This is a genomic window from Undibacterium sp. GrIS 1.8, assembly GCF_040544445.1.
Classification (GTDB): domain Bacteria; phylum Pseudomonadota; class Gammaproteobacteria; order Burkholderiales; family Burkholderiaceae_D; genus Undibacterium.
In genome coordinates, this window is record NZ_JBEONQ010000054.1 from 1 (window position 1) to 24,446 (window position 24,446).

Here is a 24,446-nt window from a genome sequence, read left to right on the forward strand (position 1 = left end):
ATTACGACCAATTTGTCATTCGGCGAGTGGGTACAGGTCTTTGGTGATGCAAAAATGACTACCGCTTTGCTTGACCGTGTTACGCACCATTGCGATATCTTGGAAACCGGGAACGATTCTTACCGATTTAAGCACAGCAAAAATCGTTCTGAACAAGCCGATAAAATGGAAAAATTTGGACGCTGACAGGTGGTAAATATTGAACGCTGTTTGACAGGTCTTTTTCAGCGTTGGAATAATAGGCGATGGTATAAGGCGGAACATGCAATCCAATTTTCCCTGATGCACTTTCCATGTGAACGATATCGTTGAGATTAAAAAATCCGCTCGCCACTATTAAGGTCCCGCCAATCAGGCAGCTAAGGCTTACCAAGTAGAGCGATACAAATAAAAGAGACACCGTCGCCACAAAGGGCAACATGAATAGATTGAGCCACACCACAGAAATGAAAGAAAACACCATTCGACCAAAGTTGCCCAAACTCTGCTTTTTTTGAAACGCGTTGAGATGCAAAATAGCCTTGAATTCAAGCGCAATCTTTCTTGGGTCACCTAATGCGCGGGAAACTTCCTCCATCTCCCTGCCAGCACTCACAGCCTCTATAAAATGTTGTTCGTAGTCCAATAAAGTCTTCTACTTGATCTGATGGTAGACCAGACAATCCATGCTTCAATGCAGCCAGATAAGCTTGTTTGTTCATGCTGAAACTCCTAGTATTTTGTTCACTTCGGTAACGAATTCTTGCCAGTCGCCTCGCATTCTTTTCAACTCAGCACGTCCGGTTTTTTCAAGTTTGTAATATTTGCGAGACGGGCCAGAAGCGGATTCGACCAGATAAGTACTAACCCAACCTTCATTTGTTAGCCGCCGCATCAATGGGTAGATTGTCCCTTCGCTCATCTCCAGGCCATCTGCAAGCTGAACGACGATGTTGTAGGCGTAACAGTCCTCTTCGTCCAAAATAGCCAATACGCACATTTCAAGCGCGCCCTTCTTTAATTGTGTCTTCATTTCGGCCGTCTTTCTACAATCAACTACAGAAACCCATTTATTGATCGAGAGAATATAACAATGTACCTTGCAATGCAAGGTACCATGCATAAAATTATGGTTATTTAAAAAATGAGAGTGATACTTGTTGATTCTTTATTGCTGTGTTAAAAATCGACCAATCGATGAAACGTAACACCCTGCGCTTCCCGCAATATTTTATGTTTCAACTGACATCAGGTGAAAGGCAAGAGGTGGTCACAAATTGTGGCTACCATAGCTGGTGTCAATAGTAATTGGCGCATGATTTTTGTCTGTATATTCTTTGCGCGTTGCTGAGAAAGACGGCACTGCTTGCTCTGCAGGCTGCATGAAAAAGAAACTGCGGTCATGGGTAAGTTTTGTTCCGAAAAATCGCATCCGCTTTCCAACTAGCTTATTTGCGGCTTTCCCCCATAAAGTTGTCATGGCGTTGGGAAAACAAGAATCAACAGGTAATGTTGCAGTAAAAAAACGTGGAAATTTCTCAAGTTCATATATAACCTTGGCATTTTCAATGCCGACTTGAATGTAACTTGGCGATGGGTCAAATCGATACATATCTGTGATATCTCCTTCGAATATCCAATCTGCTTTGTTCGCAGCCTCTTGTGCCGATTTAACAATCGTTGAACAATTTTTGCTTTCCTGCGAGAGAGTTGTTTGAGAAATAAACAGCAATATTAGTGCGGTCGAAGACAATGAAAATCTCATTTAAATTTCTGTCATTTCGGTTATCAATTCTATTTGATGTATGGCAGCTTCGTGTCGTGTTTGCCGATTAATACAGGCAAAAAAAGACTGAAACCAGCCATTCACGACTCGATAATTTGGCGTCTTATGATCAAGATCATCGTTGCGGCGCAGCTTTATTTCGCAGAGTCATATGGATAGGCGGGCTCGTGCCCGCCCACCACACCTACCAGACTCGAACGCGATCCGCTGGCGCGAGGTACAGCATTTGACCAGGCTGCACGTCAAAGGCTTTGTACCAAGCCTCTAGGTTGCGAACGGTAGCCGTCCGATACTTTGCAGGCGAATGACCATCAGTGAGAATCTGTTGGCGTTGCGCAGCGTCACGCGCCTTGTTGCGCCACGACTGCGCATAGCCGATAAAAAATTGGCGGTCGTCTGCAATATTATCCTTCAAGGAAACATGGTAGGCGTCAAGCGAAGCTGCCAGACCCGCCAGATCCGCGAGATTTTCTGAAAGCGTCTGCTGGCCATTGATCGCCAAATCTGGGAATGGTTTGTAGGCAGAATACTGGATGGCCAAAGCCCCCGATGCTGTTTTGAAATGCGCCAAGTCGGCCGCACTCCACCATTCACGCAAGCGGCCTTGTGCGTCGAATTGTGCCCCCTGGTCATCAAAACTATGGCTGATTTCATGACCGATGATCGCACCGATGGCACCATAATTGACGGTGTCACTCGCTTGTGGGTCGAAGTACGGAGGTTGCAGAATTGCTGCAGGGAAGTTCATGGAATTTTGCAGTGGCATATTAACCGCGTCCACGAGATGCGATGGCATAGACCATTCGGTGCGGTCAACCTTCTTGCGCAACTTTGCAAGTTGCTGTGTCAGATGGAACTGTTCGGCACGCTGCACGTTTCCGAGCGCGTCTGTAGGTGAAACTGTCAGGCCTGCATAGGATGCCCACTTGTCGGGATAGCCCACACCCACATAGAGAGTCTTGAGTTTGGCCTGCGCCTGGGCACGGGTAGCGGGCGCCATCCAATCGAGTTGTTCAATGCGACGGCTAAACGCAGCGATAATGTTGTCGACCATGGTGCGTACACGGAGTTTGTTTGCCTCTGGAAAATAGCGGTCAACATAGAGATGGCCGACAGCCTCGTCAAGGGCGACATTTGTGGCATTCAGAGAGCGCTTCCAACGCAACGACAGCTGAGGCGTGTCAGACAGTGCTGTACCGTAAAAAGAAAAATGCTGTTCTACATAGGCCTTAGGCAAGACCGACCCAAAGTGATTAATGGTGTGGAAGGCCAGATAATCCTTCCAAGTGCCGAGTTCTGTGGCACCGACCAGAGCCGCCTCGCCGGAGACGGCGCTCGGATGCCAAACAGTAAAAGTCTTTTGGCTGTTCAAATGGGCACTCGTGAAGAAGGCATTCCAGTCCATCCCCGGGGCTTTACCGGCGAAGTCGGCGAAGCGCCAAGTGTTATTGGCCTTTTGCACATCAGCCGAAGTTTCGCGGTCAGCATGGGACTCGGCGATTTTGATCTCCAGTGACATGACGCGAGCGGCTCGCGCCTCCACATCGTCGAAGCCAGCGAGTTTAAGCATAGCGGCGATGTGTGCCTGGTACTTTGTTCGCAGCTCGGCCATCAGTTGACTATCAGCGAGGTAGTAGGCGCGGTCAGGCATGCCAAGGCCACCTTGTAGCAGGTAAGCGGTGTTGTGCTGCGGATCTGTTAATCCTTGCGCTACCCACAAGCCAAAGATGTTCTCTGTAAAGAAATTGGTGTTGTTGAGCGGATCGACGTCGGCGCGTAACGAGGCACCAAGGGTATGCGCCAAATCAGTTTTACTTTTAATCGCCGCAATTTGTTTGAGCATTGGTGCTAGCGGCGCGATACCCTTGGCCTCAATGCCATCCTCATCCATGTAGGCGTGGTAAAAGTCACCTACAAGGCGGGCATTACTGGAGGCCGCCTTGTCAGTGGCTGCAGTTGCAATCAACTTCACAATACGAGCGTTGGTATCCTCGGCCAACACTCCACCAGCGCCCCAGCTACTTTTGTCGGCCGGAATTTCAGTCTTGGCAAGCCAGTCGCCATTGACGAATTGAAAAAAATCGTCACCGGCAACCAAGTCGTGTGCTGCGGAGACCGTGCCAGTCGCTGATGCCATTGGCAGGGCTTGAGCGCAGACGAAAGATGGCATAAAAACGATGGCCGCGCCACATAGGGAAAGACGCAGGGCACTCGTCCGCAGTTCAAAACTTGGCTTGGAGATGCTAAATGACATGGGTGGTTCCTCATTAAAATGAAAGGTCATGCAAAATGGATGCAAGCATCCCAATGTTGGACTTAGATAAAAGCACCAATTCAGTACATTTTTATAATACCAATAAAACTAGAAATGTCGAAATCGTACGAATGGGCTTTTATTCCAATTTTGGCGGTCGCAACGGATAAATTAGACTGATTGCTGACGGTCGGCGATGTCGCCTCACGCGCAACTCCGTGCCCAAAGCCGTCAGATGCTGCCCGAAGAAGCAGCCAGATCATGTGATGGAGGAAATGCTCGAATTTATCATTGGTCGTCTCAGAATTCGAAAAATAAAGCACGCTAAGAAATTCCATGGGCAAACCGCCACCTATTGGCTGGAAGCCTGGTCACGCGATTAGATTTCGGGCGCACCAGTCAGCAATTGCTCAAGTACTTCTATACGGTGTCGGCGTGGTGTCGTGACGGCATAGAAACGCTCTTGCAGCGCTGTTGACTGTCCTACGGAGACGAGAATTCCAGCGCGCAGCTCATCCTGAACCACCACCTCGGGCAACAATGTCAGCCAGCCGCTGTCACGGGCAATCAGACGAAGCATGGCCATGTCATCCACCTCGGCTCGCAGTCTTGGACTCACACCTTTAGTTGCACATAGCGCGTCGAATTGCGCACGCAAGGCATGGCGCGGTCCTGGCAATGCAATGTCCAATCCATTCAAGTCTTCTGGAATACGCAGGCTTTGCGATGCCCAATTGCTCGCAGGACCTACCAGCGAGATCAACTGGCTACCTAAAAAACGGCAGTGCAATGGCCGATTAGGATCAGTAGGAACGGTCTCGTTAGCTAGTACCACGTCCAACTGGTGCTGTACCAGCCGAGCAAGTAGCCCTTCTAGCAGCCCAGATTCCAGCGTCAGCACTACGGCTGGGTTTGTGAGCGCAGGTCGAATCCAGTTTTCCTGATAATTGCGTGACATAGTGGCCACGCTGCCCACACGAAGGCGGGCAATCCCGGCTGAACGACCTTCCAAGCGTCCCAGCATTTCTTGGCCGAGACCGAAGATGTTGTCGGCATAGGCCTGCACAAGTTGTCCCGTGTCAGTGAGGATGAGACGGCGGCCTTCACGGATAAACAAGCCCTCGCCGATCCATTCTTCCAACTGGCGAATTTGAGCTGAAACCGCTGATTGCGAGGTGTGCAACTCCTCTGCTGCTCGCGTAAGGTGCCCAAGCTTGGCCACTCGCCAGAAATAAAAGAGGTGATGAAAATTGAGTTGGCTAAGCTTAATCATTCGTTTTTTAGTATTAAATTGTTCTTATTAATCTATTTTACAGAAGTTTTTTTCCCAAGCATCATCCTTGCAATAAATTTAAATAGGGTCATGCGATGGATATTCCTCATGTTTTGCATTTAACTTATGCCTTGACACCGATTGCTTTGATGGCTGGGCTGGCGGGACTAACGCGACTTACTTGGATCTCGACGCCGAGCCTCTGGCGTTTATTTCAGGTGGTTTCGTTTGTCGCACTGGCATTTACAGGAATATCCCTTTCGGTGGGGGTAAATGGCGGGCATTGGCCTGGAGTAGTGACTGCGACGTCTTTTAGCTTAATCCTGGCTTTGCTCGTGCAGCTGCTCGGGACGATCATTGGCGCGTTTTCTGCCCGCTATCTGGAGGGCGAGCTAGGTCAGCGACGCTATGTTGGAGCACTGGCGGCTGTGTTGGCCGGTGTACATCTTCTCTTGATGGCCGATCACTGGCTGCTACTCATCGCAGCCTGGGCATCAGTGGGTTTCGCGCTGCAGCATCTACTGTGCTTTTACCCGGATCGCCCCTTTGCCCTGCTGGCTGCTCACAAAAAGCGCATCGCTGATCGGCTGGCCGACGTGATGTTGCTCGGCGCTACCGCGCTGGCTTGGCTAGAGGTCGGGAGCGGCTCGCTCACGGCTCTGTGGGTACACATTGCCGAGCAGGGCATGTCTGTGCCCCTGCAAATGAGCGCCGTGTTACTCGTGTTAGCAGTCATACTTCGCACTGCCTTGCTACCGGTGCATGGCTGGCTAATCCAAGTGATGGAAGCGCCGACCCCGGTCTCTGCGCTGTTGCATGCGGGCGTGGTCAACCTTGGCGGTTTTGTGATAATCCGCTTCGCACCGATGCTCGACCAAGCAACACCAGCGCGTATGTTGCTTTTGGTATTCGGCCTGGCGACAGCCGTGCTGGCGGGTATGGTGATGCTTACCCGCATCAGCATCAAGGTTCGCTTGGCTTGGTCAACCGTTGCCCAGATGGGCTTCATGCTGCTTGAATGCGCGCTCGGCCTTTACACTCTGGCAGCCCTGCATCTTATTGGACATTCGCTCTACAAGGCGCATGCCTTTCTGTCGGCATCGACCGCCGTGCGCCAGACTCGTTTGCAGGTTTTGCGCGGTGCATCATTACCCAGTACTACCAGTCTGGTACTAGCACCAGCGCTGACAATTCTCACTGTACTCTTGGTACAGACACTCGCGGGACAAGCATCCTGGCCTTGGTGGTGGAGTCTGGTGCTTGGTCTCGCCTGGGCTCCCATGTTGTGGTTGCCATCAGTGCAAGCCGACTGGTCAGCACGTAGCGCACAAGCCATTTTCGGGATCCTGATGGTAGTCGGTCTCACTCTTGCCGCAACTGCCGCACACGCACTGCCTTTCGATCTCAAAGACTTCCCTCAACGAGAGCTCGGTTTAATCGCGCTGATAGGTATGGCAGCCTTGTATTTCTTTCAAGCGCTGCTGCAAGCACGACCACAACTGCTGGGTCATTGGCGTCGTTGGAGTTATGCCGGTTTTTATCTGGACGAGGCCTACACGCGATTGGTTCTCCACATCTGGCCAGCTCGCTGGACGTCCAAGGCTGCCACGCACGTTGAGCCAAAATCCGCCACATCCCCGCTGACTGATGCTGCGCACTGAACTGAACTGACAAACGGAGAACCTTATGACAGACATACTGACCACCGACACACTGCCGGGTACGGCGAACCCAACACTAGCTATTCCCGATTTTGAGGCGCTGCATGCTGCGATTGAGCACGCCTGTAATCAAGCCTGCCAAGCGATTGCACCCGCATGGCCGTTGGATCGAGCCATCGCGGTCAATCCGCATTGGTCACGTATCAGTATGCCCGTGCGACGGGTGGCTGCACGAATGGCCGTGCTAGGCAGCGTCCAGGTATTTCCATCGCGAGATCAGCAGCTGAAAGCCTGGTGTGAAGGGCGAATTAGCGCAGCTGATCTGACCTTAGCTTTGCGACAGCTACCTGCGGCGCAGACGGCCGGTCTCAGTCCAGATCAATGCATAGCCGCGTTGCAGGCGAGCCTGCCACAAGCGCAATTGCCGCTGCTGATTGATGTGCTCGACAACGATCCAAATCGTCACGCACGGCTGTCTTGGCGCAACGCCATCACGCACCAAGTGAGCCAAACCTGTGCCGCATACTTTGATGAGCATCAAGCCATCTGGCAGCCAGAACGAACCCAGGGTTTGTACGCTTTTTGGCGAGATACCTTGCAGCACGACCACGGCATCGGCTTGTTGATGGGCTTGCCGCGAATTGGCAGTGTCGTCAACACATTGCCAGCCACGGCGGTCGAAGCAGAGCGCTGGGCGATGCAACGCCTGGGTCTGCCGCAGGCAGTGTGGGCAGACTACCTTGAATCGGTGCTGCTCACGGTCAACGGTTGGGCTTCTTGGTGCGCGTATTTGGGCTGGCAGGCTGGTTTGGAGGGGGGCACCGACGCGCACCTGCGCGAGCTGCTAGCGATTCGTTTAGCTTGGGGCGCAATGCTGTTGGGATGCAAAGATGACGCGACCACTCAGCAGGCGTTTGTCGAACTTCAGCAGGCTTGGAGCCAAGCTCCCTTCATGTTGAAAGAGATTGAACAGACACTTTTGATCGACGAGGTTTGGCAGTTGGCTTTGGAGCTTGGCTATCAGCGCGACTTAGCTCAACGCTTGGCTTTGGCCAGCCACCATGGATTGGCTCCGCACGAGATTGAAGTTCAGGCGGCTTTCTGCATCGACGTGCGCAGCGAGCCCTTGCGGCGCGCCTTGGAGTCCGTTTGGCCGGGGGTTCAGACCCTTGGCTTTGCAGGCTTTTTCGGCTTGCCTGTGGCTTACACGCCACTGTCGACGCAAGCCCGGCGGCCTCAGTTACCGGGCTTGCTATCTCCTTCCATGGAGGTGAGCGATCGCATCATGAGCGCCGACTCAAAAAAGCACGAAGCCGATGCCGCACTGGAAAGCGCCGCGAGTCGCGCACGTCAGACCCGATTCGCCATGGCAGATCAATGGCTGGCCGCTAGCCGCTGGCCCGGTGCAGCGTTCTCTTTCGTGGAGGCAGCCGGATTGGGCTATCTCGGCAAGCTCGGCAATTGGCTGCTGCCGAGTATGCATAATCGTACCAAAGACGACCTAGCAGGGCTGCCAGCCCGCTATCGCCCGATCTGTCGCCCGCAACTGCTTGGGCTAGACCTTAAAGCTAAAGTTGCGCTCGCAACAGGGGTGCTGCACGCCATGGGTTTAGAGAAAGACTTAGCGCCGCTGGTACTCCTCGTCGGGCACGGCAGTCAATCTGCCAACAACGCCCACGCGGCTGCATTGGACTGTGGTGCCTGCTGCGGACAGACCGGCGAAGTCAATGCACGCAGCCTGGCGCAATTGCTTAACGAACCAGCGGTGCGCCAAGGTTTGCAAGCGAGCGGGCTAACCATCCCCGAATCGACTGTATTCGTGGCAGCACTGCACAACACCACCACCGATGAAATCGAGGGGTTTGATCTTGATCTGCTACCGAAAGTTGCCCTCACTAACTTGGAGCGCCTGCAAACGGTGTTTTCCCACGCCTGCGATCAGGTACGTCGCGAGCGAGCACCCAGCTTGCAACTTGATCCGCGCGCACCGCATGATGTGCTGTTAGCTCAGTTGCGCCGCCGTGCCAACGACGGCGCGCAGACGCGACCAGAATGGGGGCTCGCGGGCAATGCTGCTTTTCTGATTGCTCCCCGGCACAGAAGCCGTGGCGTTGTGCTGGGCGGACGTAGTTTTCTGCACGACTATGACGCCAGCCAGGACAGCGAAGGCAGCGTGCTAGAACTGCTGATGACCGCACCCATGCTGGTCACGCATTGGATTAACTGGCAATACCACGCGTCTACCTGTGATCCGCTGCGCTTGGGCAGCGGCAACAAGGTGCTGCATAACGTTGTCGGTGGTAACCTCGGCGTCTTCGAGGGCAATGGCGGCGATCTGCGAATCGGGCTGTCCCGCCAGTCGCTGCACAACGGCGAACGCTGGGTTCATGAACCTTTGCGGCTGACCGTGATCATCGATGCGCCGCAGGCGGCGATTGAAGCGGTGATACGCAAGCATTCGGTCGTCAAGCAACTGCTGGACAACGGCTGGCTGCACCTATGGCGCTTCAAGCCAACTGGCTTCGAACGTTATGAGCAAGGAACATGGTCTCCATTATGTTTGGAGGTTGAATGATATCGAAGCCATCTCGCTACGACGGAAGTCGAGTTGCCTTACTGACTCAGCATGGAAAGGAACGTGTAATCGCACCCGTGCTTGAACCTGGCCTCGGTTGCTCCATCGAACTGGTTACAGGTTTCGATACTGATCAGCTTGGCACCTTTACAAGGGAGACGCCGCGGTACGGTACACAACTGGAGGCGGCCAGACGCAAGGCAAGAAAAGGGATGGAGCTGGCAGGTACTTATCAAGGCATTGCCAGTGAAGGAAGCTTCGGGCCCGATCCCCACACGGGTATGTTTCCTTGGAATGTAGAGTTGTTGGTCTGGATCGATGATCAAGAGGGAATTGAAGTCGTCGGTATCGCCCAAGGTGCTGCCCCTGGCGGTTATATTCAGAGCGGCGATTGGCAGGTAGTTGCTGACTTTGCCGAGCGAGTGGGTTTCCCTGAGCACCATTTGGTGGTGCGCCCAGATGGGCAAAGCGATACGCGCATCTACAAGAACATTGCCGATTGGGCCAGACTGAAAACGTGTTTCGACAATAGCGTCGAGCAATCATGTAGCGACAACGTGTTTGTCGAATTGGATTTGCGCGCCTTCGCCAATCCGAACCGAATGAAACACATCGAGCAGGCTGCTGCCGATCTGCTGCAACGCATGCTATCGACATGCCCAGCATGCAATGCCCCTGGCTTCTGGATCAGCGAACGGCAACCGGGACTGCCCTGCGCAACTTGTCGGTTGCCAACCTCGAGTTATCACAGCGAAGTTTGGACGTGTCTGCGCTGTGAGCATCGTAGCCTCGCTGAAAGGGCGGACCGGTTACTAGCTGACCCTGCGCATTGTGCTTACTGTAATCCGTAACTTGCTGGGAAACTATGTCTGAGTGAGAGGTGAATGAGGTGCTCTCTTATTCGAGAAGTTAAGTCACTGCCTGTGTAGAAGATTATTGTTCGTGGGACCAACTCATATTTATGGCACGCAATATCCGTCCGCTATAAAGAGCGGTCTAATTCGTCCGGAAAGTGCCGGTAGCTGACCATTGCAAAAAAGTCACTGGCCGGTAACGCCCCAATGCTGCATTCGAATCGAATCTTGCAATTGCGCGGCACTGCGTTTGCGATCAGTCAACGAATATATGTTTGAGCACATAATCGTTGTGCAGCGCATTAATATCTCTTCATGGCAATAAGAAGAATACAGACGTTGAGAGTGCGCGGTATTTGCGCGTTTTTACGCAGCCACTAACACCTTTGGCGACCAGAACGTGCACTGTGCAGCAATATCTTCGAAAATATTGCCGCATAGATTTTTATACCTCTGTTTGTTCCGCAATTTCAAGGGCATCATCAACTTCGATGCCCAAATAGCGCACGGTGCTTTCGAGTTTAGTATGTCCAAGCAAAAGCTGCACCGCCCGTAAATTTTTTGTCCTCCGATAAATCAAGGTCGCTTTGGTTCGGCGCATCGTATGTGTGCCATACGAGACAGGATTTAAACCGATGGAAGTGACCCAAGATTGAACAATCCTTGCATATTGTCGAGTTGAAATATGAGCTGAGTTTTTTTGTCGGCTTTGAAATAGACATTGATCTGGTGTAAGGTGTGCTTTGTTGATCAAAGCTGAAAGTGAGTCCCTGGTCGATTCCGTAATTTCGAATTGAACTGGTATCTTGGTTTTCTTTTGCATGACAATAGCGCGCGACATGATTCTTTGCCCTTGGGCGACATCACAGACGCGTAAATTCACCAGATCACAACCACGCAACTTACTATCGATCGCCAAATTGAACATCGCCAATTCCCGGGTGCGTAAAGCAAGCTGAAGGCGAATTCGGATTGCCCAGATTTCTTTCAGTTTTAAGGGCAACTTTTGACCAACCAATTTTCCTTTTTTCCAGGACGTTTTATGTTCAACTGTATTTGAGTTCATGACGATACTCCTTCTTCAAAATAGAGATGATCATTTTGAACTTATTTTGTGATACGAGTGATCGCGCTAAAAAATTAACTCCACCATGGCATGACTTGAAGGCAAGGCTACCCGAACCGACAAAACAGACTGAAACCAGTCATTCGTAAATCGATTTATATGGGCTAAAGCAATGAATTTTATCTTGAAAAAATAGACTTTGAAATTTCAATGATGCACATTTTGGTTAAAAGTGTGCATCATGTTGCATTCAATAAATTTTAAGAAGAATGAATAAATTTCTGTTAGATAACCGAACGTCCCACGGTTTGTCATCTGATCGCGATCAAATTCCTCATTCGGAAAAGTTAATAGAACTGCCGAACGTATATAAGCGAATTGTGGGTAATCGGAAGGCTGGGAAGACGCTTACTTTTAAACTAGTTCTGCTGCATTACTTAGTGCGTTGCGGCACGGAGAAATATGAGCCGTAACCCAAAAGTATCGACGGATGTCCAACTTTTGGGTTGCAGGTCGGGGCAAGATTGAGTTGCCATTTAATGCGAGCTGACATCCTTCCTTGCCACTACGGCTCCCGTGTGGGCGCCCTTTACTGAGACCACTGCGGAGCCGGCTGAGTCGCAAGGAGGCAGGCTCGAAAATTCGTGTCATACATTACCCCGTTCGGGCCAAGTGCCGTGTCATTGAGAACAAAACTTGGAGCGGCGGAGTAGCCCTCAAATTTGTCTGCTGCACGATAGAAGTAGTAATTATTGTCATGTGTGACCGCCAATGTCAGCCACAATTTGTTTGTTTCTTGAACCCAATAGTTATAGTTGGGCGTATTATAAAAAAGTTGTGTAGCCTCAATTAAACCAGCCATAGATTGATAATATGGATTGTCCGGATATCCAAGCTTGTATTCGTCTCCGCCTCGCGGCCACGTGGCGAACAGGTCTGTCATGCGTTGTCCGATTGTCTCGCCATAGAACATTGTGCAGTCATCCGTAATCCGCACGCCCAGGCGCCGCAAGCCGTCGAAATGGCTAATGTCAGTGGTTTTGTGCGGAACCGACGCTCGGGTAGGAGGCAAATTCCAGCCATCGACTCCGGTCACCTGGCGGGCACCGTAGTTGACGCCAGCCGGAAAGTAACCAAGCGCCACCGTTGTAATAGGCCCATAGGTGTCAGCAGCGATTCCCTGGTACCACATTTGATTGGTCGTCTTGTCGATAATGGTACTGGGCGGTAGCGCGTTCAACGGCGTTGTTTCACTGACCAACACACTGTCCTGGGGATAGTAGAACACGTCGTTCATCTTGGAATTGCCCTTCAATAGTGCCATTTGTAATTTTCGGTTTGCCCGCCACAGGTTTAGAGTCGGCACAATACTGGATTCATATCCGGGCGTGGACCGCATGTATTCAACAATGTAGGCAACCGACCGGGCTTGCTGCGAGTCAAAATATTCCCACTGAGTTTCGATGGCGTCGGCCTGCGACGCGTCGTATACATTGGATTTAACTTGTCTGGCGATTTTTCCCCATAGGACCAGCAGGCTGCTATCGCGCGTTACCGTGCCGTAAAGTGAACTGTGCCAGCTTTGCAAGCCGCCTTGCACCAGGTTTTTGAAAATATAGTCGTTGAGCTTATCGCGCCGGTCCACGCTGCCTCCGATGGCCAATGCACGCATCTCTACATCGATGGTCTCATTTATGACCACCAAGTTTTGGACATTCTGGGTCACCGCCGTCACGTAGGTCGATCTGTCGATGGCCTGCAGGAGCGAGGACTGCACAGCATCGAGCTTGGTCGACAGTGCGTTTACCGCGTTCGCGATTTCGACCAGCTTTGCCATCTGCGCGGCCGCCGCTTCAGCTGCGGCCTTGGCTGCGGCGCTCGAAGAATCGCCAAAACCTACTGCGCTCATAATCGACGAAAACGCTTCTCCGCCTACTTTGCCGAGCACTCCGCTTGCCAGACCTTTGGCGACGAAGAGGGTAACGTCCACGCCGGCACCTTCAAGGACAGTTTCATGAAAGGTGTGGGTCTTGCCCGCATTCAGCTCTTGCAACAGGCTAGTGACTAGCGGCGTTATGCCCCCGGAGTTATCGATGGCCGTGGCGAACAGCCGGCCACTGAACTGTCGGGGCGTCAGATTGAGTCCGACGCCGTAAGCGGTAGGAATGTCGAGAAAACGCTGAATATCGGCAGTGCTTTGCGCCAGCGACAAGGTAGGGCTGGCCTTCATCTGCTGCGCGACTATGGTGGTAACGGGATTGACCGGCGCAAACTGGCCTTGGGCAGGACGATTCCTGACCTCTGCAGCCAGGTCGCCGGAGAATGTTCGGCCTTGGTAATTGCCACCGCTGACGACGATGGAGTAGTCAGGTACAGGTTGCGCCACATAAAGGGAAAAACTTCCGTTGGCGGCAGTAGTCGCGGTACCGATTCGGACACCACTCGGACCAAATACGTTGACCGCTGCGGCCGACAGTGGACCATACACGGTTGCCGCGCCGTAGATCTCGGTGCAGTTCTTCGGACTGACGCGGCAGGCGGCCGATAGCGCGTCTGCTTGCTTCTGCGCGTCGTCGGCGTTGCCTCCGCAACCGCTAACAGCGATGAGCAGCAGGCTACCCAGCAAGAGTCGATACATTCGAAAGTTATACATTGTTTCTATTCTCCGATATTTTATGATTAAGGCGTAGTGCGGTCGGTTAGCATTCAGATGGCTTACACAGCCATCCGCGATGCCTTCAACGTTCATTGCAGCATGGAAGCCAGCGTCTGGCGATGAATGCCCCGCTAAATGGTTTCGCTCTCGTGCAGGGTCAGGGGACTGGTCCGGACAAAGGCTGCAATCTCGTCCTTGCGCATGAACGCGACGCCCGGATTCGACTTCGCGTAACGCAGGAATTCGTCCTATACGCGCACCATCGCTGGCGAGCCGCTGATCCGGTCGTGGGCACTGATGGACATCATGCGACGCCGGTTTGCCCCTTCCTCGTACAACTGGTCGAAATCGAGCTTGATCTGATCAAGGAATTGTCCCGGCGTGAAATTACGCCCTTCGATCAGCAAAATGTCGTTGTTGCGCAGTGTGTAAGGTACGACGACAAAATCCTTGCCATCCACTTTCTCAATGAAGGGCTCATCCCGGCTTAAATCGTCGATATGGTAGGTGTAGCCCAGTTCCTGCAGCAGCGACAAGGTGTTCGGTCCACGCCGGAGCCAGTTGCAGTTGTAGCCGGTCGGGCGTTGGCCAGTGACCTTCTCGACCATGTCTGCCGCTTCTTGGATGAACTTGCGCTCCTTTGGGCGGCTCATTGCATATTGCGAACTCCAGCGCGGGCCATGGCCGGCAGCTTCGTGGCCGCGTTGCACGATGTCCCGGGCCAGCGCTGGCTGGCGCTGCGCCGCTTCACCGATCATGTGCGACGTCACCTTGACGTTGTGCTTGTCCCACAGGTCGAGCATGCGTGGCACGCCTTCCCGGTAGCCGTAGGCAAACCAGGTATTGGCAGCCAAGTCGGCGGGCACGCTGGACGGGAAGTCAACCTTGGGGAAGGGACTGTCGGTGCCCTTAGCCGGCTGCCCGCCGGCCTCGAACTGCATGGAAATGGAAATAACGAGCCGCGCGCCGCCCGGCCAGAACTGGCCTGGAGCCACCGCAGTTTTGCTTGCTTTGGCAGGGGGCGCCGGCTGCGCCTGGGCCACTGCGGGCAAGACCGCCCCCCCTGCAGCAGCAATGCCGGCCCGGGTCATGGAGGACCGCCGGCTCTTGGCGCTCGTCTCGGACTGCGCATTGGCTTTGGTATTTGACGAATTGTTGGTTTTAGCTGCAGCATTCATTTGTGTCACCCTGTTGAATTCGTATGGATAAAAACGTCCTGCTCCGAAAGGCGTTAAGCGGTCCCGGTTTATTTCACAATACCCATTTGTTAAAACAGGGTCAGATTGTCCTCAAAGACCAGCGACAAGAAAAATTTATTCATCGTAACAACTCCCTAAGTAATTTAACTAAATGAAACTCAAGCGAATGTCTGCCTGCGCCTGCATCGCGGTTGCTGAGAGTCCCAGCATCAGGCTCGGCGGGAGGATCTTGAGCTTGGCCGCGTGCGCTTTTTGCAGCAGGTTTTGCAGCAGCGCGCTCGGTTTAAAGCCGTTGCGACGCGTGTGGCGGTGAGTGATGGGTCTGGTAGTTTTCATCAAATACTTTCTCGTTTTCTAGCTCTTTTCGTGAGCGGTAGTGATGATGCCAATCCGCCATAGCTTCAGCAAGCCACTGTGCGGGTTTCGGCGGACTTCTTACTGGCGAGCAATAAGGTTCTGCCACATTTATTTTTTAAACCACGATGCGTTGCGCTTACCAAGAACAAATACCACCTATTGCTTATCAGATAGTCCGTATATAGCTCCCATCGCTTCTTATCCTGATAGCACCTTGGGGCAGATAGTAAAATGTGGGCAACTGCTTGTCCCTACTGCATCTGCAGTATTTTTCGCTTTTGACGGGAAATAAGTTGCGCCGGTATGCGGGGGTGAACAGGTGTGCTGTTTAGCGTACCGCGTAAAAACCATGCTTGATCGCGTAACCGGTGATGTCGGCAGCGTTGCGCAGGCGGAGTTTTTTCATCAGGTTCTGCCGGTGGGTTCGCACCGTCAAGACGCTGATATCGAGAATGACGGCGATCCGCTGGTTCGTGACACCGCCTGCAATCATGCTGATGATTTCGATTTGGCGGGGCGTGGGCACCATTGCTGTGCGCCGGTCTAGCGTCGTCTCGCCACACTCAGGGGCGGCGCGACCAACTGTGGCGTGTCCTTTGCGAGCCAGCATTGCCCGAATGACCTGCAGCAGTGCCGAATGATGTTCTGGCATGACGGCGTAGCCATCGGTTAGCGCGACGCCATCCGGGCCCCGTGTGTTGACCCCCACCGTTACCTCGACTATCACGTCGCCAGGGAAATCAAGTACAAAGACCAACGGCACGTGCTTGCTCGCAAAAGCACACGCTGCGGTGGCGCCGACGAGCGCATCCAGCTTGTCAATACGCGTGAAAGCATTTGCGTTCATTTGATTGGATGCGACATGCGCGGCATCGCTTTTGTTGCCGCCAAACGCCAATGCCGGCGAATCGTAATGCAGGGGAAAATATCGATGGCTGCACCTTTCAAAGCAACTATGTTATTGAGAAGGTGTGCGGAAGTGAATACTGTAACTGCAGTATTTTGCGGGGACCGAAACGGATCAGGAGGGCGTATAAAACCCGTGCTTGACGGCGTAGGCGGTGACTTCTGCGGCATTGCGCAGATTGAGTTTTTCCATCAGATTCTGGCGATGCGTGCGCACCGTAAATACACTGATAAAGAGTATCGTTGCAATATCCTGGTTGCTCACGCCGCGGGCGATCATGCACATGATTTTCTGTTCGCGCGGCGTGGCCTGCACGGCAGATCCGCCGTTGCGATCCGGCCCGTTTGCCTGGAACAGGTCGGCAATGCTTTTGCTGACATATTGGCGGCCGGAGAGTACCGCACGCATTGCCAGCAGTAAATCGCCGGTGTGTTCATGTTTGAGAATATAGCCATCCACACCCGCTGCCAGCGCCTGGCCGACCGATTCCGGTTCGAGGCTGCTGGTCAACACCAAAATTTTGACATCGCTAAATTGCGCCTTGACGCGGCTTGCCACTTCGTAGCCATGACAGCCCGGGAGATGGAGATCGAGCAAGAGCAAATCGGGGCTGAACTTGCGCACTAGTCCTTCAACCGCTGCACCGTCGCCGGTTTCTGCAATCACTTGCAAGCCCGGCTCGGTCTCGATCAGAAGCTTCAGACCCTCTCGAACCAGCGCGTGATCTTCCGCAAGTAATATTTTTATCATAGTTGTCCATTGTTGCAGAAAAATATCCTTTGCGGGAACAGGTTCAAATCCGGTTATCATCTGCGCTCTGTTGTAAAAGGATGAAACCATGCGAATCGAAGAGGCGGTTCTTGCTGAGCGGGTTCGCCATGCCTGTATCAATATGCTAGCCATCATGCTCACCATGCTCACCAGCTTGGCCCGCGTGTTTAGCCTGCGGCATTCCTTTGCTTGGCTGTTGATATGCGGGACGCTTTGCGCAATAGGCTCCGCCGCCCATGCGATGCCCACCGTCCGCCTCGACGATGGTGTGGGCGTCGTGGTGCTGGCCGATAAGTTTGAGGCCTTTGTCGACAGCGGCGCACAGTTGACGCTTGCGGACGTGCAAAGCCCAACCCATGCCTTTCGATTTGTTGCGACTGAGAATGATCAGATATGGGCCCAAGCCCATGAGGCCATCTGGTTGCGCATCGCATTTCATAACACCGCAGCCGGGCCCAGACATTGGTGGCTCGACACCGGCAGTTTCGTCGATAGAAGTATGGACCTGTACGCGCCCGATGCAACTGGCGCCTACCAGCGCCAGAGCGCCAGTTCGATGTCGCCGTTTTTTGAGCGCCCTTTGCCATTAAAAACGATTGCCTTCCCTTTACATTTGCAATCAGGTACTGATGCCGTCGTGTATATCCGGGCCAAGGTTGCCTCGGGATTAATCATCAATCCGAAAATCTGGGAGCCGCAGGCTCTGCAACACAAGTTGGGGACCGAACGCAACCACTGGTTGGTCTATCTGGGTGCGGCGGGTGCCTTGGTTCTTTTCAATTTGTTGCTGGGGATTGTTTTGCGGGACCGCCTCTACGCGCTGTATGCGTTATCGTGCATGACCGTCACATGGAGCGTATCCTCATTTTTTGGCGGTTTTGGCGCTGCTTTTGAATTACTGTGGCCGAACTGGCCCGCGTTCCAACGCTTCAGCGTGGATAGTGCCACTGTAGCTGCAATCGTTACCGGCGCCATCTTCATTGCATCGCTGCTGGACCTGCGCCATCAAACGCCGCGTCTGTTTAAAGCGCTGGTAGCGACAACGGGGCTATTGCTGATCTGTTGGATCGTTATGCATACCGTCGGACCTTTGAGATTCAACCCCGGCCTAGCCAGTTCAATGGTGGGAAACATTGCGCCTTTTTACGTTCTGGCAGCTGCACTAACTGTTTTGCTTCTGCTCATTTCTATCGTTCGTCTGGCTTGGCGAGGAAGCCGTCCTGCTCGATTCCTGGTTCTTGCTGGAATGCCCGTCGGAATTGTGGGATTGGCCATGAGTCTGCTGCAGGCACTGTATCCGTTAAGTAACGAATTGATGATGTGGGCCTCACTGTTTGAAATGCTGACGATGGCATTGGCGCTGGCCGACCGCTTTCAGCAGGACCGTGCCGAAAAACTGCGGGCGCAGGCGGCACTCCTGGCCGGGTTGCAAGCATCGGAAAGGGCAATGGAAGGCAAGGTTGTCATGCGCACCCAGGAACTGAGTGAAGCGTTGGCCCAGCAACAAATCGCCGTGGCGCAAAACGTTTACCTGGTTGCCCAACTCACGGTCCAAAAGGACGTCGCGGAGGCAGCGACGCTGGCCAAGTCGCGTTTTCTCGCCGCCGCCAGCCATGATCTGCGGCAACCAACCCATGCGCTCGGCCTGTTCATCGCCACCCTCCAATCGATGGCGCAACGCCCGGACATCAAGGCAACTGACGTAGAGCATATCGCCGGGCGGCTGCAAACCGCCCTCAGCGGCTTGGGGCGACTGCTCAACGGCCTACTCGATGTCTCGCGCCTCGATGCCGGCGCCGTCGAGGTCCGCAAGCAAGTGGTCTCTCTGGACAGCGAACTGACTAACATCAACAACGCTTTCTCCGGCCCGGCCAACGCCAAGGGCCTAAATTTTAAAGTGCGCTTGCCAGCTGCATTGTCGGTAGACACTGATCCGGTGCTACTGCATCAGGTCCTTTCGAATCTCGCGGCCAATGCCGTGCGCTACACCCAGCATGGCCGCATTCTGATCGGATGCCGCCGACGCGCAGATGAAGTCGAGATCCAAGTGTGGGACACTGGCATCGGCATTGCGCAAGACCAGCACGAAAAAATCTTCGAGGAGTTCTATCAGATTGGCAACGTCGCCCGTGATCACGAACAGGGGCTGGGATTGGGATTGGCGATCGTGCAGCGCTCTGCCGGTTTGCTGGGAACACGGCTCAAGCTTAACTCGACACTCGGGAAAGGATCAGTGTTTTCATTCACGCTGCCCCGCGTCGATGTCACCTCCGCGGCGCAGCATCGGGAGCCAACGCGGTCTCATGCAGGTCGGCGCAGCGCCACGGTTATCGTCATCGACGATGACCCCGACGTGCTCGACGCGGTGCGGATATTACTGTCGAATTGGGGACATCTTGTCATTGCCGCCAATACGTTGGAACAGGCAGTAGAAGCGGCAGGCAAGCAGATGCAGGAAATCGATTTGATTTTATCCGATTACCGATTAGCCGAAAATGTGAATGGCGCCGATGCCATCCGCGCCGTTCTGGCGCGAGTCGGACGAGCGATCCCTGCCGTCATTATCACTGGCGATACCTCTCCGGAACGGATACGTGAAGCGAGCGCAAGCGGTTTCAGGCTGCTGCATAAACCGCTTGATCCGCAGGCATTGAATGCACTGATGGAAGAGTATGACGTATAAGGGAGGCGGCTGTATCCAACATGGCGTCGGTCAATTTGAACCCTTCCAATCACGCGCCATCCGCTAGATCCCGCCCCGCTGGGCCTGCGATGGATCAATCCAGTCAAGTTTTACTGCTCCGAAGACATATTGAAACACTTGGGCATCAAAGGGCAAACGCTTTGCCTGATGTTGGACGATTTTAAATTCTGGAAGAACAAAAATCCTCGATGGGAACCGCCTCATCGTTCAACCCGGATATCCATACTGTAACTCAGTGCATTTTGATGATGCTTCACGCGAACTGGAAGACCAGCCCGACTGACTGCTAACGCCCCAAAGCGGTCTGTCGCGCCTCTACGAAGCAGACACTCAAAGTTAGCGCATTATTGGTTTTTGCGCTCTATCCCTTATTTTAGGAGTGCGCGACGATGAGACACCTCCAGGCATAAAGACGGACTGAGGACGGTCAGGTTTCGCCGGCCATTGGCGCTTGGATGTCCGAAGTAGTATCAACGCCCGTCTGGAAGCTGGCACTCATTCATTTCATGGACTTTGTCGCAAAATGCATACAAACATGCAGAAGCGTCTCTTTAATGACGCAACGACCAGATGGAGTTTCGAGTACTATTAAACGAATAGTTGCCGAAAGTAATTTCTAACCTGATGGAATGGTAATGTTAAAAAAATTCATCCGTATTGGTTCATGGAACATCGGTGCCAGATTAGCACTCTTTATGTTTATTATTGTCGGTGCGACATTAGTTACTCTTATCGCATTAATCAATTACAGCACTAATCAACAAATCGAACAACGAACCGCTCTTGATGTCACTGACAAAACAAAAATGGTGGCCGATATGTTGAATATTTTTGATGCTGGTCTTCGATCACAAGTCAGCGTCGACGCCAAAATTTTCGAGGGCAGTTTCAAAGGCGCAGTTGGGCTTGATCCATCACGTTCCATTGATGTTGCCGGAACCGCTACACCAGTTTTGAAATCGGGCGACGGTGACCTCAACGGAAATTTTCCTGTGTTGGATCAATTCACCAGCCTGTCAGGAGCGATAGCAACGCTGTTCGTCAAGAAAGACAACGACTTCATACGGGTCTCAACATCACTGAAGAAGGAAAATGGTGAACGTGCGGTCGGCACTGTGTTGGATCATACGAACCCAGCTTTTGAAATCGTTAGCGGCGGCAAAAGTTATGTGGGTATCGCGACCTTATTCGGAAAACAATATATGACGCAATACGACCCCATTATCGACAGCGGGGGAAAAGTTATCGGCATATTTTTTGTTGGCGTCAATTTTACAGAGGCGATTACACAACTCAAAGATAAGATTCGGGCCATGAAAATAGGTGACACCGGATATTTTTATGCGCTGGATGCACGGGAAGGAAAAAACCTTGGCACCTTAATTATTCACCCGAGCAAGGAAGGGCAAATAATCCTCGATTCAAAGGACAGCAGCGGGCGTGAATTCATCAAAGAAATACTGGAACGAAAAGAAGGCGTGATACGTTATCCATGGGTCAACACTGAGCGCGGCGAGTCGGAAACACGAGAAAAGATCGTCGCGTTTATGCCGATAAAAAACTGGAATTGGATCGTGGCCGGGGGTGTCTACACCGACGAATTCACGCGAGATGCGACTGCGCTTGCCCATCGCTACGAAGCGATCGGCGTCATTTTATTGCTATGCTTAGGGGGCGCATTGTATTACGTCATGCGTGTGCGTCTTAGCCTCCCCTTGCAGACTGTGATTAATGCCGCAAGAAATTTGGCTCAAGGTGATTTGCGAACCCATATTAGTTCGACACGGGTTGATGAAATTGGCCAATTGATCGAAGCGATTAATAGCATTGGAACAGGCTTGGCGGAAGTGGTCATGCAGGTGCGTGCGAGCACGTCCGAAATTTCTCTGGCTGCCGATGAAATATCAAATGGCAACGCTGATTTATCGGCGCGGTCCGAATCGCAGGCCAGCTCGCTGGAACAAACGGCGGCGTCTATGCAAGAACTGACCGGCACAGTTAAAAAGAATTCCGAGAGTGCCAAGACTGCCAATGATCTGGTGGTTTCGGCAGCTGGTGTTGCCACTAAAGGTGGGCAAGTTGTTTCGCAAGTGATCAGCACGATGGCATCGATTAAGGAGAGCTCAAAGCGGATTGTCGATATTATCAGTGTCATTGATGGAATCGCATTTCAAACCAATATTCTGGCGCTGAATGCCGCTGTGGAAGCTGCCCGTGCAGGCGAGCAGGGGCGTGGCTTTGCCGTGGTAGCTTCCGAAGTGCGTAATCTGGCCCAGCGCTCAGCAGCAGCAGCCAAGGAAATCGCATCCCTGATTCAAGACTCCGTTGCAAAGGTAGATGCGGGCAATTTACTGGCTGAGCAGACTGGAAATACGATGACTGCGATTTTGGAATCTGTCGACAAGGTGACTCACATCATGGCCGAAATTAGCAGCGCCAGTATCGAACAAAGCTCCGGCATTGAACAAGTGAATCAAGCAGTTGGGCAAATGGACGAAATGACACAACAAAACGCTGCCTTGGTGGAAGAAGCTGCGGCCGCAGCGGAAGCCATGAGCGAACAAGTCAATGCAATGGCAAAAATAGTCGGCGTGTTCAAGATTGAAGAACCAACAGCAACAGTAACAAAGCGTCTGCAAAAGTCAGCTGTGTCATATTTGTAAAAAAATAGTATCAACCAGGAGCTCTTTTTCTATGTCTTTTTCTCGTTTTTTTAAAAATAAAATATAGCACATATGGCTCAAATAGATGAGCGCGCCAGGCGCTGTTGTGTGATGTCATATTTATAAGCCGGAGGAAAGAGCCGCTCGAAAAAAGCGATTGGAGTATTGATGGTACTCATTTTTCTCGCTCGCTGATAGACGATTCCAAGTGCTGGTATCAACATAATCTCTCTCAATAAAATCAAAGGCGTAACCGAATGACGGCTCATGGCCGCTCTAAGACAAAGCATGCAGCTTTTGCTGCTCCTCTGACACAGGCCAAATGAGTGCTGTGGTCTGCTGCTGCCAACCTAGCTTCAAATAGAACTCCTCTTTACCTGGAGCAGCAGTTAATGTGATAAATTTATAGCCCACCAATTGTGACCTAAGGTAATTTACAATTTCTCGCCCAAGACCAGATTGTTGACTGTCAGGTTTCACTACAACGTCGACCAAAAGCGCGTAGTACTTGCCATCGTCCATCGTTCTTCCGAACGCGACTAATTCGTCTCCATCGTATACGAATATGACGAAGCTACTTTTTTCAAAGGCGGAACAAATCTCTGAGGGCTGACGGTTGCCCCAGCCCACTTGTTGAAATAGTGAAGCAACTACTTCCCAGTCAACTTTCTGGGTTGTGAATACAAAGTTCAAATTTCACTCCAATACTATTAGATTAGGTTTAAGAAAGAGCAATAGTCGGTTACATTTCTAAAATTGACGAAAAAAATGAAGGGTCGCTGCTGGCCGATTGTGAGCGGTCGTCTCGCCGCTATCAACAGCGCTTGCCGAACCAACGTCACGCTCTTTCATTTTGGGGCGTGAAGCCTACTTATTCATCAAATGCCGTTTGCGCTTACACCATTTCGCAAAACAGACCCAAGTTATCAATGGAAAAATCCAAAAAATGACGATTGCAAAGTAAGGGAGATTCGATCTCGAAGCAGCCAGAATAGCTGTAATTAATATAGAAAATGCGAATAAAATTGTGGTCCAAATTTTCTGCAGTGCCGTAACCTTCGAAACAAGAAGATAAAGAAAAAATGCCAAAATCAACCCCATAAAGGGCAATATTACTGCCAAAAATAATATGTCCATTTTCCCCAATTTGCTGTCCTTTGTTGGTACCGAAGCTGATTTATTCCGATTAAGGCGGACATGCAAAGCTTTGGCGTTCGCTTTGAGCCGGGCCGGATAAAACAAGATCTTTACCGTTGCTATCAACCTCAGAGTGGTAGTCAAAAGTATTCCAGCTAAAGCCAGCGACAATGCCATATTTCTTGCCTGTGCTTCGTAAAGCGCACCACTGATTTTTCAAATCTTCTTCCAAAATCATATAGTTCGCAATTGCTGTGCGTGGACTGGCAGCGAGAATAGTATCCAGTTCAGCGGGGGAGCCAATGTTTTTCAGTAATAGCCTTATCGGATTATTGGCAGCCTTACCGTTATTGAAGCGGACAATGAAATCGGATAATGGCGTAGCCCCGTTACCGTACCCGGCGCGGTATAAATTATCTACTTCCACCGATACCACACCCAAGGGCTGTAGATCGCGGCGTTGGTGCACTTAAAAGTTGAAGTAAAAAGTACCCCAACTCCGATCATTAATGCAGGAACTTTCTGACTACGGACGGAGTTTGGGCGTCCAGCAGCGAGCATGCGATTTAACACAGCAACACCGACGGCGGCCTCGGTTTTTTGC

At 52.1% G+C, this 24,446-nt stretch carries 20 protein-coding genes and 1 pseudogene; 6 read left to right on the top strand and 15 right to left on the bottom strand.

What is annotated here, in order from left to right; genetic code table 11:
- On the top strand, positions 1-186 hold a 186-nt coding region (locus AAKU64_RS19085; protein WP_354362691.1), incomplete at its 5' end, for an ATP-binding protein.
- Here the strand turns inward: AAKU64_RS19085 and AAKU64_RS19090 are convergent.
- The 6 genes from AAKU64_RS19090 to AAKU64_RS19115 form a co-directional block, all read right to left on the bottom strand.
- Positions 128-625, bottom strand: a complete 498-nt coding sequence (locus AAKU64_RS19090) for a DUF1700 domain-containing protein (protein ID WP_354362692.1) — start codon at positions 623-625, stop codon at positions 128-130. The two genes, AAKU64_RS19085 and AAKU64_RS19090, sit on opposite strands and share 59 nt — an antisense overlap.
- A gap of 72 nt (positions 626-697) precedes the next feature.
- Positions 698-1,012 (bottom strand): PadR family transcriptional regulator, encoded by a 315-nt coding sequence (locus AAKU64_RS19095; RefSeq protein WP_354362693.1) that lies wholly within the window; start codon positions 1,010-1,012, stop codon positions 698-700.
- A gap of 237 nt (positions 1,013-1,249) precedes the next feature.
- Entirely contained in the window at positions 1,250-1,744 is a 495-nt protein-coding gene (locus tag AAKU64_RS19100; RefSeq protein WP_354362695.1) for a hypothetical protein, read from the bottom strand.
- Between the two features lie 205 nt (positions 1,745-1,949).
- Positions 1,950-4,019 carry a M13 family metallopeptidase gene (locus AAKU64_RS19105; RefSeq protein WP_354362696.1) on the bottom strand — a complete coding sequence of 690 codons (2,070 nt, stop codon included), beginning with the start codon at positions 4,017-4,019 and terminating at the stop codon, positions 1,950-1,952.
- An 80-nt stretch (positions 4,020-4,099) separates the two neighbouring features.
- Positions 4,100-4,357, bottom strand: coding sequence for a hypothetical protein (locus tag AAKU64_RS19110; RefSeq protein ID WP_354334935.1), 258 nt, complete (start codon positions 4,355-4,357; stop codon positions 4,100-4,102).
- Between the two features lie 41 nt (positions 4,358-4,398).
- On the bottom strand, positions 4,399-5,289 hold the full coding sequence (locus AAKU64_RS19115) for a LysR family transcriptional regulator (RefSeq protein WP_354362706.1): 891 nt from the start codon (positions 5,287-5,289) through the stop codon (positions 4,399-4,401).
- Between the two features lie 98 nt (positions 5,290-5,387).
- Here AAKU64_RS19115 and AAKU64_RS19120 point away from each other — a divergent pair, with 98 nt between their 5' ends.
- From AAKU64_RS19120 to AAKU64_RS19130, 3 genes are all read left to right on the top strand, one after another.
- A complete protein-coding gene (locus AAKU64_RS19120; protein WP_354362698.1) occupies positions 5,388-6,953 on the top strand; it encodes an NADH-quinone oxidoreductase subunit L in 1,566 nt (521 codons plus the stop codon).
- Positions 6,954-6,978: 25 nt separating this feature from the next.
- Positions 6,979-9,528, top strand: a complete 2,550-nt coding sequence (locus AAKU64_RS19125) for a YbcC family protein (protein ID WP_354362699.1) — start codon at positions 6,979-6,981, stop codon at positions 9,526-9,528.
- Positions 9,529-9,605: 77 nt separating this feature from the next.
- The gene (locus AAKU64_RS19130; protein WP_354362701.1) at positions 9,606-10,379 is read left to right on the top strand and encodes a DUF6671 family protein; all 774 of its coding nucleotides are present in this window, start codon (positions 9,606-9,608) and stop codon (positions 10,377-10,379) included.
- 448 nt (positions 10,380-10,827) lie between these two features.
- Here the strand turns inward: AAKU64_RS19130 and AAKU64_RS19135 are convergent, their stop codons facing one another.
- From AAKU64_RS19135 to AAKU64_RS19160, 6 genes and pseudogenes are all read right to left on the bottom strand, one after another.
- Positions 10,828-11,448: a tyrosine-type recombinase/integrase gene (locus AAKU64_RS19135; RefSeq protein ID WP_354334942.1), complete on the bottom strand. Its 621-nt coding sequence runs from the start codon at positions 11,446-11,448 to the stop codon at positions 10,828-10,830.
- 589 nt (positions 11,449-12,037) lie between these two features.
- The gene (locus AAKU64_RS19140) at positions 12,038-14,197 is read right to left on the bottom strand and encodes a hypothetical protein (RefSeq protein WP_354334944.1); all 2,160 of its coding nucleotides are present in this window, start codon (positions 14,195-14,197) and stop codon (positions 12,038-12,040) included.
- 38 nt (positions 14,198-14,235) lie between these two features.
- Positions 14,236-15,282: pseudogene (locus tag AAKU64_RS19145) on the bottom strand (polysaccharide deacetylase family protein).
- A gap of 168 nt (positions 15,283-15,450) precedes the next feature.
- Positions 15,451-15,639 carry a hypothetical protein gene (locus tag AAKU64_RS19150; protein ID WP_354334946.1) on the bottom strand — a complete coding sequence of 63 codons (189 nt, stop codon included), beginning with the start codon at positions 15,637-15,639 and terminating at the stop codon, positions 15,451-15,453.
- A gap of 349 nt (positions 15,640-15,988) precedes the next feature.
- Positions 15,989-16,507, bottom strand: a complete 519-nt coding sequence (locus AAKU64_RS19155; protein WP_354334948.1) for a response regulator transcription factor — start codon at positions 16,505-16,507, stop codon at positions 15,989-15,991.
- A gap of 174 nt (positions 16,508-16,681) precedes the next feature.
- On the bottom strand, positions 16,682-17,377 hold the full coding sequence (locus tag AAKU64_RS19160; RefSeq protein ID WP_354362703.1) for a response regulator: 696 nt from the start codon (positions 17,375-17,377) through the stop codon (positions 16,682-16,684).
- Between the two features lie 28 nt (positions 17,378-17,405).
- Between AAKU64_RS19160 and AAKU64_RS19165 the strand changes: the two genes are divergently transcribed.
- Complete coding sequence (locus AAKU64_RS19165) at positions 17,406-20,021, top strand: hybrid sensor histidine kinase/response regulator (protein ID WP_354362705.1); 2,616 nt, start codon at positions 17,406-17,408, stop codon at positions 20,019-20,021.
- A gap of 656 nt (positions 20,022-20,677) precedes the next feature.
- Positions 20,678-22,705, top strand: coding sequence for a methyl-accepting chemotaxis protein (locus tag AAKU64_RS19170; RefSeq protein ID WP_322121757.1), 2,028 nt, complete (start codon positions 20,678-20,680; stop codon positions 22,703-22,705).
- 77 nt (positions 22,706-22,782) lie between these two features.
- Here AAKU64_RS19170 and AAKU64_RS19175 read toward each other — a convergent pair whose 3' ends face one another.
- From AAKU64_RS19175 to AAKU64_RS19185, 3 genes are all read right to left on the bottom strand, one after another.
- A complete protein-coding gene (locus AAKU64_RS19175; protein WP_322121756.1) occupies positions 22,783-22,974 on the bottom strand; it encodes a hypothetical protein in 192 nt (63 codons plus the stop codon).
- 7 nt (positions 22,975-22,981) lie between these two features.
- Complete coding sequence (locus AAKU64_RS19180) at positions 22,982-23,398, bottom strand: GNAT family N-acetyltransferase (RefSeq protein WP_322121755.1); 417 nt, start codon at positions 23,396-23,398, stop codon at positions 22,982-22,984.
- Between the two features lie 493 nt (positions 23,399-23,891).
- A complete protein-coding gene (locus AAKU64_RS19185) occupies positions 23,892-24,311 on the bottom strand; it encodes a hypothetical protein (protein WP_354334956.1) in 420 nt (139 codons plus the stop codon).
- Between the last annotated feature and the right edge of the window lie 135 nt (positions 24,312-24,446).

What these genes read in the sequence shown, in the direction of transcription:
- AAKU64_RS19095 (WP_354362693.1), bottom strand. Translation starts at nt 1,012, where the DNA reads ATGAAGACACAATTAAAGAAGGGCGCGCTTGAAATGTGCGTATTGGCT.
- AAKU64_RS19100 (WP_354362695.1), bottom strand. Translation starts at nt 1,744, where the DNA reads ATGAGATTTTCATTGTCTTCGACCGCACTAATATTGCTGTTTATTTCT.
- AAKU64_RS19105 (WP_354362696.1), bottom strand. Translation starts at nt 4,019, where the DNA reads ATGTCATTTAGCATCTCCAAGCCAAGTTTTGAACTGCGGACGAGTGCC.
- AAKU64_RS19110 (WP_354334935.1), bottom strand. Translation starts at nt 4,357, where the DNA reads ATGGAATTTCTTAGCGTGCTTTATTTTTCGAATTCTGAGACGACCAAT.
- AAKU64_RS19120 (WP_354362698.1), top strand. Translation starts at nt 5,388, where the DNA reads ATGGATATTCCTCATGTTTTGCATTTAACTTATGCCTTGACACCGATT.
- AAKU64_RS19125 (WP_354362699.1), top strand. Translation starts at nt 6,979, where the DNA reads ATGACAGACATACTGACCACCGACACACTGCCGGGTACGGCGAACCCA.
- AAKU64_RS19135 (WP_354334942.1), bottom strand. Translation starts at nt 11,448, where the DNA reads ATGAACTCAAATACAGTTGAACATAAAACGTCCTGGAAAAAAGGAAAA.
- AAKU64_RS19140 (WP_354334944.1), bottom strand. Translation starts at nt 14,197, where the DNA reads ATGAACGTTGAAGGCATCGCGGATGGCTGTGTAAGCCATCTGAATGCT.
- AAKU64_RS19150 (WP_354334946.1), bottom strand. Translation starts at nt 15,639, where the DNA reads ATGAAAACTACCAGACCCATCACTCACCGCCACACGCGTCGCAACGGC.
- AAKU64_RS19155 (WP_354334948.1), bottom strand. Translation starts at nt 16,507, where the DNA reads ATGAACGCAAATGCTTTCACGCGTATTGACAAGCTGGATGCGCTCGTC.
- AAKU64_RS19160 (WP_354362703.1), bottom strand. Translation starts at nt 17,377, where the DNA reads ATGATAACCGGATTTGAACCTGTTCCCGCAAAGGATATTTTTCTGCAA.
- AAKU64_RS19165 (WP_354362705.1), top strand. Translation starts at nt 17,406, where the DNA reads ATGCGAATCGAAGAGGCGGTTCTTGCTGAGCGGGTTCGCCATGCCTGT.
- AAKU64_RS19170 (WP_322121757.1), top strand. Translation starts at nt 20,678, where the DNA reads ATGTTAAAAAAATTCATCCGTATTGGTTCATGGAACATCGGTGCCAGA.
- AAKU64_RS19175 (WP_322121756.1), bottom strand. Translation starts at nt 22,974, where the DNA reads ATGAGCCGTCATTCGGTTACGCCTTTGATTTTATTGAGAGAGATTATG.